Annotated in this window: 15 protein-coding genes; 4 read left to right on the top strand and 11 right to left on the bottom strand. The window is 61.1% G+C overall.

Going from position 1 to position 16,419, the window contains the following annotated elements; all coding sequences use genetic code 11:
- Positions 1-19: 19 nt before the first annotated feature.
- From CQ007_RS09650 to CQ007_RS09640, 3 genes are read right to left on the bottom strand one after another with little or no spacing between them, the layout of a single operon-like run.
- Entirely contained in the window at positions 20-553 is a 534-nt protein-coding gene (locus CQ007_RS09650; RefSeq protein WP_105645581.1) for a flavin reductase family protein, read from the bottom strand.
- Positions 550-1,434: an alpha/beta fold hydrolase gene (locus CQ007_RS09645; RefSeq protein WP_105645579.1), complete on the bottom strand. Its 885-nt coding sequence runs from the start codon at positions 1,432-1,434 to the stop codon at positions 550-552. The genes CQ007_RS09650 and CQ007_RS09645 overlap by 4 nt, the downstream gene beginning before the upstream one ends.
- A gap of 27 nt (positions 1,435-1,461) precedes the next feature.
- On the bottom strand, positions 1,462-2,388 hold the full coding sequence (locus tag CQ007_RS09640; RefSeq protein WP_105645577.1) for a VOC family protein: 927 nt from the start codon (positions 2,386-2,388) through the stop codon (positions 1,462-1,464).
- 401 nt (positions 2,389-2,789) lie between these two features.
- Between CQ007_RS09640 and CQ007_RS09635 the strand changes: the two genes are divergently transcribed.
- A complete protein-coding gene (locus tag CQ007_RS09635; RefSeq protein WP_105645575.1) occupies positions 2,790-4,616 on the top strand; it encodes a sigma-54-dependent Fis family transcriptional regulator in 1,827 nt (608 codons plus the stop codon).
- A 14-nt stretch (positions 4,617-4,630) separates the two neighbouring features.
- On the opposite strand, the gene CQ007_RS09630 is transcribed toward CQ007_RS09635, so the two are convergent.
- Complete coding sequence (locus CQ007_RS09630) at positions 4,631-5,584, bottom strand: DMT family transporter (protein WP_105645573.1); 954 nt, start codon at positions 5,582-5,584, stop codon at positions 4,631-4,633.
- A 132-nt stretch (positions 5,585-5,716) separates the two neighbouring features.
- Between CQ007_RS09630 and CQ007_RS09625 the strand changes: the two genes are divergently transcribed.
- Complete coding sequence (locus CQ007_RS09625; RefSeq protein WP_105645571.1) at positions 5,717-6,202, top strand: Lrp/AsnC family transcriptional regulator; 486 nt, start codon at positions 5,717-5,719, stop codon at positions 6,200-6,202.
- Between the two features lie 85 nt (positions 6,203-6,287).
- The gene (gene ogt, locus CQ007_RS09620) at positions 6,288-6,821 is read left to right on the top strand and encodes a methylated-DNA--[protein]-cysteine S-methyltransferase (RefSeq protein WP_105645569.1); all 534 of its coding nucleotides are present in this window, start codon (positions 6,288-6,290) and stop codon (positions 6,819-6,821) included.
- Here ogt and CQ007_RS09615 read toward each other — a convergent pair whose 3' ends face one another.
- The 4 genes from CQ007_RS09615 to CQ007_RS09600 all read right to left on the bottom strand — a co-directional run bounded on the left by CQ007_RS09615 (position 6,822) and on the right by CQ007_RS09600 (position 12,173).
- Complete coding sequence (locus CQ007_RS09615; RefSeq protein ID WP_158256748.1) at positions 6,822-8,465, bottom strand: carboxylesterase/lipase family protein; 1,644 nt, start codon at positions 8,463-8,465, stop codon at positions 6,822-6,824.
- A gap of 915 nt (positions 8,466-9,380) precedes the next feature.
- Positions 9,381-9,956: a cysteine hydrolase family protein gene (locus CQ007_RS09610; protein WP_105645565.1), complete on the bottom strand. Its 576-nt coding sequence runs from the start codon at positions 9,954-9,956 to the stop codon at positions 9,381-9,383.
- A gap of 28 nt (positions 9,957-9,984) precedes the next feature.
- Entirely contained in the window at positions 9,985-10,728 is a 744-nt protein-coding gene (locus CQ007_RS09605; protein WP_256582258.1) for an SDR family NAD(P)-dependent oxidoreductase, read from the bottom strand.
- On the bottom strand, positions 10,725-12,173 hold the full coding sequence (locus CQ007_RS09600) for an FAD-dependent oxidoreductase (RefSeq protein ID WP_105645563.1): 1,449 nt from the start codon (positions 12,171-12,173) through the stop codon (positions 10,725-10,727). Before CQ007_RS09600 ends, CQ007_RS09605 begins: the two co-directional genes overlap by 4 nt.
- 86 nt (positions 12,174-12,259) lie before the next feature.
- Between CQ007_RS09600 and CQ007_RS09595 the strand changes: the two genes are divergently transcribed.
- Positions 12,260-13,213, top strand: a complete 954-nt coding sequence (locus CQ007_RS09595) for a LysR family transcriptional regulator (RefSeq protein ID WP_256582256.1) — start codon at positions 12,260-12,262, stop codon at positions 13,211-13,213.
- Between the two features lie 63 nt (positions 13,214-13,276).
- Here CQ007_RS09595 and CQ007_RS09590 read toward each other — a convergent pair whose 3' ends face one another.
- From CQ007_RS09590 to CQ007_RS09580, 3 genes are read right to left on the bottom strand one after another with little or no spacing between them, the layout of a single operon-like run.
- Positions 13,277-14,245, bottom strand: coding sequence for an electron transfer flavoprotein subunit alpha/FixB family protein (locus CQ007_RS09590; RefSeq protein WP_105645559.1), 969 nt, complete (start codon positions 14,243-14,245; stop codon positions 13,277-13,279).
- Positions 14,242-15,024, bottom strand: coding sequence for an electron transfer flavoprotein subunit beta (locus CQ007_RS09585; RefSeq protein ID WP_105645557.1), 783 nt, complete (start codon positions 15,022-15,024; stop codon positions 14,242-14,244). Before CQ007_RS09585 ends, CQ007_RS09590 begins: the two co-directional genes overlap by 4 nt.
- Positions 15,025-15,038: 14 nt before the next feature.
- Entirely contained in the window at positions 15,039-16,412 is a 1,374-nt protein-coding gene (locus tag CQ007_RS09580; protein WP_105645555.1) for an FAD-dependent oxidoreductase, read from the bottom strand.
- Positions 16,413-16,419 lie beyond the last annotated feature (7 nt).

Below are 16,419 nucleotides of genomic sequence, written 5' to 3'. Positions count from 1 at the left end.
CGGGCAGCAACCTCGCGGCTCAGGCAAGCGCCGCGAATCGTCCGTTGAAATAGATAAGGGGATCTTCTTCACTCATCTGTCCGGTCACCTGGATGACCTCGCAGAGAAACATGTCATGGGTACTGGCCGGCACCGCCTCGACCACCCGGCATTCGAAACTGACCAGCGCATCGCTGAGCACCGGCACCTGGCTGATACCCGGCACCCAGGCGCCTTCATCAAAACGCTGTTCACCGGCCACCCCGTCGACCATGCCGGCGAAGCGCCGGGCCACCGACTCCTGGCAGCAGCCGAGCACGTTCACGCTCAGGTGACGGCTGGCGGTGATCACCCCGTGGGCAAACACATTGCGATTCACACATACCAGCAGGCGTGGCGGCTCGGCGGTGACCGAACACACCGCGGTGGCGGTCAGCCCGGCACGCTGCTGACTATCGCCGCTGGCAATCACCACGCAATGCCCCGCCAGGTTGCGCATGGCCTTGCAGAAGTCGGGGGTGGCGACCGGCAGATGTTCGCGTGAGGTTTTCATCATGGCGACCTGGGCATTCATGCACCTACCCGCCCGGTCGACAGGAACTCGACCATCACCTGGTTGAACTCCTCGGGCGATTCGTACTGCGGCCAGTGGCCGGCCAGCTTCTTCATCACATACAGCTGGCCGTTGGGCAGACTGGGCAACGCCGATTCGGCGGCAGCCACGTCGTGGATCGGGTTGTGACTGGTCCACAGCAGCAGCGAATCGCACTGCACCTTCTCCAGCTCGATCATGTCAGGCGTACCGCCCTCGTTGACCTTGCGCAGGCGGCCGTATACCAGCGGAGCACTGCCCTGGAAGTCGGACCGCGAATAGATCGCCAGCCGCGAACCGACCAGCTCCTCGTTGAGCAGATCCCAGTTGCCCTCGTACAACAGCCATTGCATGCGCGCCAGCACGCTGTCATAGGTAGGCTGCTGGCCGGAGCTGCGGGCCGACAGCTCGGCCAGGTTCTTGAGATCCTGACGCCCCTTGTCGCTGACGATAGGAATGCCGCCGGTGGTATTGAACACCGCACGCAGGATGCGTTCGGGGTAACGCACCGCGAAACCGCCGGTGACTACCCCGCCCAACGACTCGCCGGAGATGTGCGCACGCTCGATGCCCAGCACATCCATCAGCTCGCGCAGTTGCTCGACGTAATCGCTGATCGAATACTCGATATCCAGCTTCTTGGCCGACAGACCATGGCCGACGTAATCGAAGGCGATCACGTGGTAGTGCTCACCCAGCGCCACCACGTTCCTGGCATAAGCCTCCAGATGACCACCGATGCCGTGCATCAGGATCAGCGCCTCGGGCTTGCCGTGACCGGCCTCGGCAATGCGCGTGCGGCCATAGGTGGGCAGATCGATAAAACGTATCTCTGCTCCAAGAAAATCCAACCAGATACTCATGTTCTTGTTCTCCAGGTAAGGCCGCGATCAGGACAGGGGATGCTCTTCGGTTTCCGGAACCGGGATCAGGTTGCGCTTGTGGCCCCAGTCGCTCATCTGGTGGAAGGTCTTGACCTCCCAGTCGTTCTCATCGATGACGATCCCGCCCCAGCCGAATTCGAAGTTGAAGCCCGACGGGGTCTGCGCATAGAAGGAGAACATCCTGTCGTTCGGGTGATGGCCCAGCTCCAGGACGATCGGAATGCCGGCGGCAACGGCGCGGTCATAGGCCAGGCCGACATCGTCCATATCCTCGAGCTGCACCATGAAATGGTTGAGCACCTTGGCGGTGGGCGCCTCGGCGGTGGCAATCGAGTGGTGGCGGCCGGTCTTGGTGTGAAAGAAGGTCGCCTCGACCATCATCCCCGGTTGCACTTCCTGGCGGATGTAGTCGCTGATGCGGAACTTGAGCACGTTCCTGTAGAAGTCGACGGTCTCGGCGCCATTGCCACGGTTGGCGAACGGCAGGATATGCCCTACTCCCAGGTTGCCGGTGACGAAGCCGCCCTTGAGTACTGTCGAACGGAACTGGTCCTTGAGCAGCGCTACCCCGTGACCGAAGAAGAACTCGTGATCGAAGCCGTTGGGATCCTGGCAACTGTAGCCCTTCTCGATATGCCGCCGGGCACAGTGCTCGGCACTCAGCACCCGCAGTTCGACGCCCTTGTCGCGCAACTCGGCAACGTATTCTTCCAGCTCCCGCTCGCTGGTGAATTCCCAGCCGGCGGCGATGATGTCATCGATATCGTTCTGTTCGAGGAAGAAGCGCTGGCAGTATTCGTCCATGCGCAGGGTCATGCTGGTAGCGTCGCGTCGGCCAACCTGCATACCAAGGATGTCGGTGGCGAACACCTGCCACCTGTCGAGGTCACTGACGCCGAAACCGACGTAGCCCAAAGAAGAAATCTCAGCCACTGTGCTATCTCCGTTATTCTTGTTTTCCAGTCCGACTCAGCGGACGGGGTGCGACCGGGAACCTCTGTCGCGTTGTACAAGAGAGATAGCAACGGCTGTGCCAGTCAGTCACGAGCCGGACGATAAAACTTATTTACCCTTTAATTACAACAAGATAGATATAATAGAAATAGCATTTCGGGTCTTCCGCAGGTCGTAGGCCGAAATAATCACTTCATGTTTTTCTGCATCACCCGATTTTTCCGTACAAAAAATCGCTATACCTTTCAGGAAAGATGAATAGTCTATTCGTCTGACCAATGTCCCTCTGAGACGGACAGCGGAGGTATCGCTTCTGTTAAAATTCCTCATCCGCGGATCTATCGCTGCGCCCCTACAACAACAATATCCATGGTGAACACATGTCCCCTTCCTCCGACAGCAAGAACAGTCGCCCGCACTCACTCAAGGACGTGATCACCGACCTGCGCTTTCCCAATATGCAGGACCTGGCCGAGCATCTGTATTTCAACCCGGAAAAAGGCATGATCTGGCTGGGTGACAAGCGCATGCTGATGCTGCATGCCGAGGCGTTCGGCTCGTTGCGCCAGGAGCTGCTGGAAACCCTCGGCGTCGAGCAGACCCGCGGCCTGCTGACCCGCATCGGTTACCTGAGCGGTACCCGCGACGCCGAACTGGCGATCAAGACCAGGCAGAACGGCAGCCAGCTCGACATCCTCGCCGCCGGGGCGCAGTTGCGCTCCCTGTGCGGCATCATCGAGGTCGAGCCGGTGCGTATCGAGGTCGACCAGCACAAGGGCTACCTGTATGGCGAATTCACCTGGAAGCATTCGATCGAGAGCGATCTGCACCTGGCCACCCTCGGGCAGAGTCATGATCCGGTGTGCTGGATGGAAACAGGCTACAGCTCGGGCTTCCTGACCCGACTGATGGGCAAGCGCATCCTGGTTCGCGAGTCCGAGTGCGTGGCCCGGGGCGATGATGTCTGCCGGGCGGTGGCCCGTCCGGTGGAGGACTGGGATGACGCCGATGATGACCTGCAATATTTCCAGCCGCGCCTATCCGGCCAGCGCCGCCGCCCAGCACCGGCACGTAGCGAGTTCGCCGGCATGCAGCCGGGCAAGGCGCCCTTCGGGCTGGCCTTCAAGCAACAGGATGTCGTGGAGCTGGACCGACCGGTTGGCAGTTCCGCGGCCTACCACGCAGTGCTGCACAAGATCCTGCGGGTCGCCTCGACCAACGCCACCGTGCTGCTCCTGGGCGAGAGTGGCGTCGGCAAGACCATGTTCGCCCATGAAGTGCATGCCAACAGCCGGCGCGCCGACACCCCGTTCATCGAGATCAACTGCGCGGCGATCCCCGATACACTGATCGAGTCCGAGCTGTTCGGCGTGCAGCGCGGTGCCTACTCCGGCGCCACCGAGGCCCGTGCCGGGCGCTTCGAGATCGCCGACGGCGGTACCATCTTCCTCGATGAGATCGGTACCCTGAGCATGACCGCCCAGGGCAAGCTGCTGCGTGTGCTGCAAAGCGGTGAGCTGGAACGCCTGGGCAGCACCAAGACACTGAAGATCGACGTGCGGGTCATTGCCGCCACCAACGAGGATCTGTCCGAAGCGGTCAAGCAGGGGCGTTTTCGCAGCGACCTGTTCTACCGCCTGAACGTATTCCCGGTGACCATTGCGCCGCTGCGCGAACGCAAGGACGATCTGCCGCTGCTGCTGGAGCGCTTCGTCAATCAGCTCTGCCAGCAGCATGGTCGCCGGCTCGCCGGCATTACCCCGCGGGCCCTGCAACGGATTCTGGACTATCCCTGGCCCGGCAATATTCGCGAGTTCGAGAACGTCATCGAACGCGCGGTAATCCTTGCCGATGACGGTGAAACCATCGACCTGCGGCACCTGTCCGGCCTGGAGGACAACCAGCGCGAACACCAGCGCGGCACCGTCAGCTGGGACCAGGCACCGGGTATCGGCATCCGCCTACCCGAGCCCAGCGCCACGCCTGCCGGCGCCGCCGAAGCGAGCGCCAGCGGCCCTTCCCTGGACCACACCGCATTGCGCCTGTTGCAGCAGCAGCCGCTCAACCTCAACGATATCGAAGACGCCTTCGTACGTGCCGCCATGCACCTGGCACAGCAGAACATCACCCGCGCCGCCGCCCTGCTCGGCCTGACCCGGGCGCAGATGGATTATCGCCTGAAGAAGATGGCCAACAGCGACGGCTAGGTCTGAACAGGCGTTCAACGCCCCGCCGATCGACTGGCGCTGGCGGCCGCTGCGGCAGCCAGCGCCATACCGCAGACAATCAGGCACAAACCCAGGACGAAGATCAGCGACAACCGATTGTCCAGCAACAATACCGAGGCCAGGATACCGATCAACGGCACGCCCAGCGTAAAGTTGGACATGGCAAAGGTACTGATGCGGCGCCCATGCTCGGCGGAAATAACGAAGCAGGCCGAGGTGGCCACCGGGCCGATAAAGAACAGCAACTCCAGTAGCTTCCAGTCAAAGGCTATCGCGGTTGGCGAGCCCTCCAGGAGCACAGCGAACAAAGCCAGCGGCACGGTAGCCAGCAACATCTGCCAGGGCGCGAGCGACAGCGGCGATGCCGTCCAGCGATGACGTCTGATATGCAGGATCACCAGCGACCAACTGATGGCGGCAATGATCAGGAACACCGATCCCATCACCACGCCCGGTGCGGACCAATCCATCTCCCAGGGCGAGCAGATCAGGCCAATACCACCCAAACCCATTGCAAGAGCAAGAAGTTGCCAGCCCGTGGGCGTGTCGCGAAACAGCAACCAACCGACAATCACTCCCCACAACGGCGTGGTGTAAGCCAGCAGCACCGCACGGCTGGTATCCACCTGGGTCATGGCGATCATGCCCAGACCGGTGAACACCATCATCTGCAACAGCCCGATACTGAGAATGATGGGCCAGTCCGCCCGCGGCGGGAGCACGAGTGAGCCACGGATCGCCAGCAGGATGAACAGGCACAGGGCGGCACTGCCAAAACGGATGGCAGCCAACCAAAGGGGTGGTACCGAATCCAGCGCAAGCTTGGTGGCGGGCCAGCTCAGCCCCCAGAGCAGGACCATGACTCCGAGCCAGACCAGGGTGCTGACGCTGGCGAAGGGGACTGGTTGGGAGCGGGACACATGGGCAGACGTTCTTGAGCTATTCATCAGGGTATCGATCCAGGATTCGAAAGATCATGCTACCCTTGCGCCAGCGGAATTAATTATCTAGATGTCCTGCCAAAAGACAAATACCGAATAGATTCCCCCAATTACAGAAAAAACCAGGAGATATTATCCTTGAGCAAAGTCGACCTGGATGAAGCCAGCCTCCGCATCCTGGATGAGCTGCAGAAGAACGCCGAACTGAGCAATGCCGAGCTGGCGGAACGGGTAGGCCTGTCTCCCTCACCCTGTTGGCGGCGGGTCTCGGAGATGAAACAGAATGGCGTGCTCCGGGGCTCGGTCTCCCTGGTCGACCCGCTGAAGCTGGGGCTTGCAGTCAACGTGTTCGTCCACGTCGTACTCAAGCAACAGGACAAGGAGTCGCTCGAGGTCTTTACCCAGGCCATAGCCAATCGACCGGAAATCATGGAATGCTATCTCATGAGCGGCGAGGCGGATTTCATGCTGCGCGTGGTGATCGAGGACCTGGCCAAGTATCAGGTCCTGCTACTGGATTGCCTGACGCAGATCCCGGTAGTAGCAAGCATCAGGTCCAGTTTTACCCTCAACCAGGTCAAGTACACCACGGCACTGCCGACCGGGCACCTGCGGGGAAGATAGAACCGGGGGCACATGGCGTTGCTAAGCGTTGACGTGTCGCCTACCACGGCGCGTATGAACCTCACTTTCTCAAGGCAGGCCTGTGATGACGCCACACCACTTTCAACTGGAAAAAGTCTCGACTCCGCTTGGCCAGATGCTGCTGGTCACCGACGACCAGCAACGCTTGCGGGCCATCGACTGGCAGGACTACGAGGCTCGCCTGCATCTGCTGCTGCGGCGCCAATACAAGGGGTTGTCCATATCCCTGCGGGAAACCACCCAGGCCTCAGCCGCCACACGTGCCATGCAGGCCTATTTCGAAGGTGAGGTTGGCGTCATCGACACGCTGGAAGTCGCACTGGGCGGTACCGATTTCCAGCGGCAGGTATGGGCGGCGCTGCGTAGCATCCCGGCCGGCCAGCCGCTCAGTTATGGTGCCCTTGCGCTGCAGATCGGGCGGCCATCGGCGGTCCGCGCTGTCGGTCTGGCCAACGGCGCAAACCCCATCAGCATCGTGGTCCCCTGCCACCGGGTGATTGGCAGCAACGCCTCGCTTACCGGCTACGGCGGCGGGCTACACCGCAAGCAGTGGCTACTGGACCACGAAGCTGATTGGCTCAGCAAGTGTCATCTGTGATCAGGGGAAGAAGCTCTGCAAGCCTTCCTGAGCCTGCATGTCGTAATTCATCAACATGAACTCTTCAGCCTGATCAGTGTAAGCGGGCCAGGTGATTTCTGGCGTGGAAGGGTTGCCCGCTTTGGCAAACTGCGCCCACAGAGACATGCTGTCGGCGGCAATTGATTCATCCACTGGCCCCCAGCCTGGCAAATTGTCTGCGTAATTATCGGCAGTGGCATCTGGTAGCCCGGTCAGCCCCAGCACGTAGTGGCTGTAATAGGTATTGGGATAACCGAATACCGAGGTCAGATCAATGCCGTGATAAGCACCGACTCCCCGGTTGGCCCAGTTTTCCGGAACATGGTCATAGACATAGGCGAACACATCGGATTCATGCTTATCTTTCAAGAAAGGCAGATACCACTTGAGCCCCTCGACTACCCAAGCTGCATCATCGCGTGGCGTGCCAATAATGAGCGGTACATCGTTATGGAAGCCATTTTCGCGAATATCGGATTTCACATACCAACCATCCACATTGGGCTTGAAGTAATCGACGCCAAAAGAACCTGCAGCAACGCTGGCAGCGTTGGCCAAATCCACCCATGGCACTGCTCGCATGGCTGCCAACACATCCTCTTCGTCCTGCATACCCAGCTCTTCTGCCAGAGCAAGGCCGCCAGCTTCTTCCTGTTCAAGCGTGTTGTATATTGGGCGGGAGATATCATCAGGTGGCGGAGCTGCACTCATGATAATGGCCCTGTGGAATAATCCCTCGGCGAGCGGCGAGTTAAGCAGTGAAATCACCTTCAGCCCACCGCCTGACTGTCCAAAAATGGTTACGTTGGCCGGGTCACCACCAAACGCCTCGATATTGTCGCGCACCCACTCCAGCGCCGCGATCTGGTCCAGTTGCGAGTAATTACCCGAAGAACGATGCTCCGACTCGGCGGTGAGCATGGGGTGAGCCATGTAGCCGAATGCACCCAGGCGATGATTCACGGTAACCACAATCACTCCCTCACTGGGTAACGCCGTGTGATTGTAGGACAGGCTGTTAGCCGTCAGGATCGCGTAGCCACCGCCGTGCAGCCATACCATGACAGGCAGCTTCTCGCCGTCGTAACCTTTGGGCACCACCACATTCAGGTAAAGGCTGTCTTCACTCATACTGCCTTCGCCGTATACCTCAAGATAAGGCGCCTGAGCTGATTGATCCGCCCAGTCGGTGGCTTCACGCACAGCTTCCCAGGCGTCCGGTGCAACAGGCGGCTTCCAACGAAGATCGCCAATCGGCGGTTTGGCATAAGGGATGCCGTACCAGGCCCAGGCTTTATCATCCGGCGAGAAACCTGCCACCTTTCCATACTTGGTGTCGACAATACGCCGCTCACTCAGAGTGCGTTGAAGATGTGCTTGCGCATCCTCAGCACCACGCAATGTCCGTGGTCGCGGGTCGCTTTCGGTAAACACCGGCGGCTCGGCGGCATTGAGATCAGCCAGTAGCGACTGGATCGGGGTGCTGCTGGCGAAGCTGGCAGGATCCTGATCGAACAGGATGGAGTCAGCCCAGAGCGACACAGCATCGGCTATCGCCGCCGATATCTGGATGCCGTTATTGAGCGCACGGTCTTCATCCAGACTCTGCAGCAGTACCAACATGTTGGTAACTCTGCTATCGGTGATCTCTGATGTTGGTAACTCTGCTATCGGTGATCTCTGCGCCATCAACCAGGTCCAGAGGACTCAACTGCTCAGCTGCTGTAGCACTCCCAAGTTGCAGCTCCCCCAAATGGAAGGTCACCGTTTCACCATCCTGGTACCGAAAGGTGCCGTCGGCTGCCGTGATGCCTTCCTGGGTAGCAGTGTGATAACGCAATCCAGCTACCGGGCTATCAGTGAATACTCCCGTACGGGTTGCCGAGCCACCGCCGCTACCACTACCGCCTAGGCAACCACTAAGGCCGATTATCGTCATAGCGCCAGCGGAAATGAGACAAAGAGATTTTCTGAGGTTTGCATACTGAGATTGACGCGTAATCATGTACCACCTTTATTTTTATTAACTGACGGCGTGTTGCCTTGCCCGATACAATCGGGGCCCCCTTATGACTTCCAGAAATCCATCTGGTGAAATCATTCAGAAATGAATGTAGTCATGAACTGATCGCAATGAATCCCATTTCACAGAACCTTCAGTGCATCTCCGCAGAGACAGAACACAAAAATGACTCAAAGGTCATATATAGACCATTCATATCCAGCAAGTATGAAAACAGGGAGCAAAAAATACAGAGAGGTCAATGCTGAGCCTCAGCGATCAGCTTCTCGAAAAACATGTTTTCAACATGCATCGCTGCAGAGCAGAATCCTGAATTGATTACCCGCATTGCTCACGAGACACTTTGAACCACGGAAAGCAGTCCCATAACCACCTATTCACAGTGTTTATGGTGGAGTTGAAACTGGGCGGGCTCTGCAGATTAGCAGGCAGCAGACTCTGAGCAGTGACAAAAAAAGCCCGGTCTCCCATACAGGGACCGGGCTGCAAATCACCACTTCGGGACAGGTGGTGATTTACGCAAAGGCCGACTCGGAAGTGGCCACGGAACAGAAGCGCGCAATGCTGGCCAGGGAGTTGGCATGTTCCTGCTCGTTGGGGCCAGCACAGCAATCCTCGAGAACCACTACATCGTAATCACGGTCATGGGCGTCACGCACGGTGGCCTGCACCACCGCCTGGGTGCTGACACCGCTGCAGTAGATGCGCTCGATGCCCTCGCGCTTGAGCAGCAGCTCCAGCCTGGTCTGGTAGAACGGCGACACCCGGTGCTTGACGATATCCCAGTCGCCGGCCTGCGGTGCCAGCGCCTCGTGGATCTGACCACCCCAGGCATTCATCTTGAGAATGCCATTCTTGGCAATCGGGCCGAATACCTGGGAGTTGGGGTTGGCCTCGCGATGGTCATCGGAGAAAGCCACCCGTACATAGGCCACCAGCATGCCCTCGGCGCGGGCCCGCGCAATGGCGTTGGCGGTGCGCTGGATCACTTCCCGGGCCTGGATATCGGCCTGCATCGGTGCCTTGCCACTGGCGCCATCGGCATGAACCAGGTCGTTCTGCATGTCCAGAACCAGATAAATACTCTTCATTGTTGAAATCGTCCTTTGGTTGGTGAACTCAGTCGCACCAGAGTGCGCCATTGACATCAATAATCTCGCCGCTGATGAAGCCGGAGCGTTCATCGAGTAAAAAGTGCACTGCATGGGCAACTTCTTCTGGCGTGCCCATACGCCCTGCCGGCACCAGCGCCCGCAGGCTTTCAGGAAAACTGTCGGTCATCTGCGTGGCAATCGGGCCAGGGGCCACCGCATTGACCCGCACTCCCTGCGATGCCAGTTCCTTGGCCAGAAAACCGGTCAGGGTATGAATAGCCGATTTCGACATGCCGTAGGCCACGTTACCGGCGCGCTCCAGTTCGCTGGGATCCAGCCACGGCCTGGCATTGCCGGCATTCTTGCCAACCACCGAGCCAATATTGACGATGGCGCCCCGCCCCCGCGCCGCCATGCGCTGACCCACCTGCTGGCAGACAATCAGCGTACCCAGCACATTGATGCGCCAGACCCGCTCGACCTCTGCCACCGGCAGATCAATCGCCCGGCCCCGGGACACCACGCCAGCCACGTTGACCAGCGCAGTGATCTGCCCATAGCGTGCCTCACCCTCCTCCACCAGCCTGGCTACCGCCTGCTCGTCGGTCACATCCAGGCCACGGAACGATACCTGGGCGGGCAGGGACGAACCTGGCTGCATATCCGTCGCCAGCACCCGGTAGCCTTCAGCCAGCAGCCGCTCACAGCAGGCTTTGCCGATCGCACCACAGGCACCGGTCACCAGCGCCAGCCCCCGATCAATGCTCATGCCAGCACCTGTGCTGCGTTCTGTCCGGCACGGCGGCCATACACCAGGCCACGCAACACCGAGGTCCCACCGCAGTAGTTGTTGAAGTACATCGCCGCGGCTTCACCGGCGGCATACAGGTTGTCGATCGGCGCACCATCGATATTGATCACCCGGGCCTGCTCGTCGATCTTCAGGCCGCCGAAGGTGAACACGTTGGCGGAGATGATCGGGTAGGCAAAATAGGGACCGGTATCCAGCGGCAGCGCCCAGTTGCTCTTCGGCGGCTGCAGGCCTTCGGTAGCGACACCGTCCAGCTCCAGCGGCTTCCAGTTGCCCGGACGGCAGGCGGCGTTGTAGTCGGCAATGCTGCGCTCGACCTGCTCCACCGGCAGTTCCAGCTTGCCCGCCAGTTCACTCAGGGTCGCGCCCTCGATGGCCGGCTGGTCGGTACGGATACCCAGGGTGTAGTTGGGGATCTGCCTGACCTTCTGGTCGAGAATCACCCAGGCGATACCTTCGGTCTGCGCCAGGATCTGCCGGGTCACCCGCTCGTACCAGGCATCCACGGTACCGGCAGCCTCGTCGGTGAAGCGCTTGCCTTCCTTGTTCAGCAACACACCGTAGGGGAAGATGAAGATCGACGGCTCGGAGATACCCGAGCGCGGATCGACCGGTTCGGCATGGAAGTTGCCAAATTCACCGGCCCCGGCGGCACCGATCTCGAGCGCCATGCGGATGCCCTCGCCACGGTTGAAATAACCGCCCTTGCAGACCGGACGAATAAACGCCGCCTTCGGCCCCAGGTAGCGACTGAGCATTTCCAGGTTGCCCTGAAAACCGCCGCAAGCCAGCATCACCGCACCGTTGAACTGCAGTGCGCCGCGCTCGGCGGACCAGGCGTGCAGCCCGGTGACCCGGTTCAGTTCCGGGTTGATCAGGCTACGGGCGGTGGTCTGGTAGAAAAACTCGACACCCATTGCCTCGGCACGGGCGGCCAGACACTCGACGATGGCTTCGCCGCCACCCACCGGCAACAGGCGCGGCTGGGTGCTGGTGAGGAATTGGGTCGGCAGAAAGTCGAAACGCACCCCCTGCTCCTTCAGCCAGGCGATGGTGCCAGGTACGCTGTCGGCGAAGGTGGCGATCACGTTGGCATCGATGAACGGCTGGCTGCGCGTCTGCACCGACCAGTCCGCACGCTCGCCCAGGGTCTCGGCAACGAAGTCCGGGTCCTGATAGAAACCGGCATTCTCGGCAAGGAAGATATCGAAGTCATCGGTGACCTCTTCATGGCTCTGCATACGCAGATAGGCCTCGGTCCAACGCGTCTGCCCACCGCGTTCCTCGATCCGGGAACGTTCCAGCACCGCCACCTTCAAACCACGCTCGGCTGCCGACACTGCCGTGGACAACCCCGCCGCGCCACAACCCACCACAATGAGATCAAAGTTCAGTTCAGTCATTTTGTACCTCCCTCAGGTGGTTGCTACTATAGGAACCCGCTCGAATGGGTTCGAGGCTGGCTGGGCTAATGGGGTTTTAGAAAAACATGAAGAACCGAATGGACAAGCTCTGGGCCATGCAGGTGTTCACCAGAGTGGTTGAATGCGGCAGTTTCAGCCGCGCTGCGGAATCCCTGGACATCGCCAACGCTACCGTCACCGCCAGCGTGCGCAACCTGGAAACCTACCTGGGCGTGACCCTGCTCAGCCGCAATACCCGTACCCTGCGCCTGACCGATCCGGGCGAGCGCTTCTTTCATCAGTGCGTGGAACTGTTGCGGCATGTAGCCGAGGCCGAGGCGGAAGTCATGGAGCAGACCGGCAGCATCGCCGGCCAGTTGCGCATCGAGTCACCAGCGGCGTTCGGCAAGGAAGTCATCGCCCCGCTGCTGGCCGAGTTCGGGCAACAGCATCCGGAGCTGCAGGTGGCCCTGCGCCTGACCGACCATCCCGAAGGCTTGATCGAAAGCGGCACCGATGTGGCGATTCGCATCGACTCGGTGAATGATGCCGATCTGGTCGCCCGCCCCCTGTACCAGGCCCATTACGTGGCCTGCGCCACACCCAGCTTCCTGCAGCTGGCCGGCACCCCGCAGCATCCCGGTGAGTTACGCGCGGCCCGCTGCCTTGGCCTGTTCCGCAAGGCCAGCTACAGCCCGGCGGTCTGGTCGTTCAGCCGCAATGGTGAACATCATGAACTGCTGCCCGAGGGCCCGGTGCATTTCAACAGCACCGATGCGCTGATCGACGCCGCGCTGGCCGACATGGGCTATATCTATGTGCTGGATGTATTCGTCAACCCACTGATTTCGAAGGGTGTCCTGGTGGAAATCCTGCCGGAATGGAGTACCTACGGCCGGACCTTCTTCAGCGTTACCCCCAAGTCACGCTTCGTGGCACCGCGCACCCGGGCGTTCATCGACTATATGGCCGGCTGCCTGGACGCCCAGCGGCGGATACCGGTCGGCGTGCAGGTGAGTCTGGAGCATGGGCGGAAATAGCCACCGGGGTGTAGCGCGCCTGCGCTACGCCTACAGCCGCAGGCACGCGACAACCCGAGGGCATCAGGCTGGTAGTTGTTCCAGTAGCGCGGGTAGTAACTCCTCCCACTCCGCCACCACACCCACATTGGCAACCTTGAAGATATCCGCCGCCGGGTCCTTGTTGACCGCCAGGATGCAGGTCTCGCTGCCGATCCCGGCCAGGTGTTGCGGTGTGCCCGAGATACCGACGGCCAGATAGATATCGGCACTGACGAAGTTGCCGGAAATGCCCACCTGACGCGCCACCGGTACCAGCCCGGCATCCACCGCCGGCAGGCTGCCGCCGAGTGCGGCATCGAGCCTGGATGCCAGTTCCTCGAGCAGGGCAAAGCCCTGTTCGTTGACGCCCCGACCACCGGATACCACCAGCCGCGCACCCTGTACCGGCGCCAGACGCTGTTCGCTCTGGCTCTGCTCGATGGCCATGGCAGGTGGCAGCGAGTGTTGCAGCGCCATCACCTGCGGTTCGACAGTTACAGCGCCGGCCACCGCCTGGGCCTTGCCCAGACGCAGACAGGCCACACCCAGCGGCGCCGCCAGGCGCAGCTCCAGGGTCTTGCGTCCACCCCACCCCGCCCGTTCGGCCAGCCAACCGGCACCATCCCAGCGCAGCTGGTTACAACGCCCAAGCAACTGGGCACCCAGTTGCGCCGCCAGATGGCCGGCCAGCTCCTCACCGTCGGCTCCCGGTGGTACCAGCAGCACACGCTGACCGGCCTGCTCCCTCAGTGTCTGTCCGGTAGCGGTAGCCATTGCCGGCAGGTTCTGCGCATCACCCAGTGCTTCATGCGCCACCAACTGCACCGTCTTCGCGCCAGCCATACTTTCCCACTGCAGACTCGGCGGCTGCGCGCTGCCCCCCAGCAGCAGCACATCAAAGCCGCACCCGGCACTGGCGCTCACCTGCAACGCCGCGCCCAGTGTGGCGAGCATGGCCTCCTCACCCCAGGCCAGCGGTATCACCGCAACGATCCGATGTGCATCACTCATGCCTGTTTCCCCCCCTGCAGATACGCCAGCAAAGCCGCCGCCTGACTGTTCACATCCCCATCCAGCATGCGACAGTTGCCGCCGCGCTGGACTTCCCGTGCCGGCAGCAATTGCTCCAGCGCCAGTGCGGCAGAAGGCTCGGCCTGGGCGATGACGGTGTCAAAGCTCATCTTCTTCGCCATCATCACGTTCTTCATCAACGGATGGCGTAGCTTGTTGCGCCGGTCGTTGGTCACCGTGGCGACCAACGCTCCCTGTGGACGATGCCACTGCTGGGATGTGCCGCGCTCGCGCAACAGGCTCAGCTGGCCGTTCTGCCACTCGGCATACTGGGTCAGGGAGAACAGCGGCAGCCCCAGACGCGCCGCCAGCATGACCGGCAGCCCGCCCTCGTCCAGATCACCGAACTCGCGGCCGATCAGCAGCAGATCCGGCTGCTGGCCTTCCCCGCGCAGCAACTGGCCAATCTGCTCGCTGCTCAGCCGGGCATCCCAGGGGCAATACGGCTGCAGCTGCAGGCAACGCAGGCGATCCGGCTTGAACGCGGCCACCGTGCGCAACAGGTTGTCCTGATTGCTACCGCCGAGCACCAGCACCTCGATACGGCAGTCATCGTGCTGGTCGCGCAGTTTCAGCGCCAGCTCCAGGGCGCCCTCGTCGAATGGGCTGAGGATGCGCCGCGATTGGCCACTTTCGCGGACCTGGCCGTTGTCCAGACCGACCTCGTGCAGCGGATAGCGGCTGTCCGCTACCCCTGCCAGCAATACCAGAATATTCATGCTGCCTCCCCGGCTCAGCCGTTGACCACAGTGGCGGCGGCCAGGCGGCCGAAGATCGCCGCCTTGCCCAGCGCCGAGCCGGTCATATAGGCCGCGCCATGCAAGCCACCGACCATTTCTCCCGCCGCCAGCAACCCCTCGATCGGCTCGCCGAACACATCCTGCACCCGCATCTGCGCATCCACCCGCACCCCGCAGTAGGTACCGAACACCGCCGCGGTAGAGGGGTAGGCATAGAATGGCGGGTGTACGATCGGCCGCAATTCGCCGAACTGATGCACCAGATGCTGGCGCCCGAATTCGGGGGTATGCCCCTCATTGACTGCAGCGTTGTAGGCATTCACCTCATCGACGAGGGTCTGCTCCGGCAGTTCCAGCAGCCGGGCCAGTTGCTCCAGGCTGTCGGCCTTGACGAACAGCCCTTCCTCCAGGCGCCGTTCGAAGTCGAGGATGCGCACCCGGTTGTCACCACTCTGCATGATGTCCCGGTCGAGAATCTGATAGGTCACACCATAGGGCTGTTGCATGCAGGCATCGCCCAGCAGCTTGTAGGACAACGACTCATCGACATAGCGCTTGCCATCCTGGTTGACCGCGATCGCGCCCTTGTATACCGCCAGGCAGGCATGATGGTTGTGCTCATCCATCGGGTGCTTGCCGAAGGTGCCCTTGATATGCACCATATCCCGCACATCGGCACCCAACGCCCAGGCCATGCGCAGACCATCGCCTTCGTTGCCTTCGCCACCAATGAACACCGCATCGTCATACAGCGGGGCGAAACGGTGGATCATTTCACGGTCATGCACGAAGCCGCCGCAAGCCAGCACCACACCCCGCTCGGCGTGGATTTCCAGGGTCTGCCCGGCCTGCTCGGCAGTCACGCCGATCACCCGGCCGCTGATATCGCGCAGCAGCCTGCGGGCACGGGTCTGGTACAGGATCTCGACCTTGCCGCTGGCCAGCGCCGCCTGCTCCAGTTGGCGCACCATGTCCGCCGGATCGACGTTATGCACCCGCGGTACCGATTGCCCGGAGGCAGTCTCGATCACCGGCTGGAAGGTAACGCCGTGGCGCTTCAACCAGGCATAAGTGGCCAGTTGGTTGTCGGTGTAGGCCCTGACCAGCGCCTCATCACACTCGCCCTTGCCAACCTCCACCAGATCGTTAAACAGCAGCTCGGCCGAATCCTCGATGCCGCGCTCCTGTTGCAGGTCGGTGCCGGCAAACGCCAGGCAGCCCCCACTCATCGCCGAAGAGCCGCCGGTGGCAGCGGTCTTTTCCAGCAGAAGTACATTCAACCCCGCCTCTGCAGCGCTCAACGCGGCAGCAAATCCAGCCAGGCCGCCGCCGATCACCAACAACTGGGTGGTCAGATAATCATTCATGTCACAA

The organism is Pseudomonas sp. MYb185, from assembly GCF_002979975.1.
Taxonomy (GTDB): Bacteria; Pseudomonadota; Gammaproteobacteria; order Pseudomonadales; family Pseudomonadaceae; genus Halopseudomonas.
The sequence above is the reverse complement of the archived record's forward strand: the minus strand, read 5'-3'. Positions and strand labels throughout refer to the sequence as shown.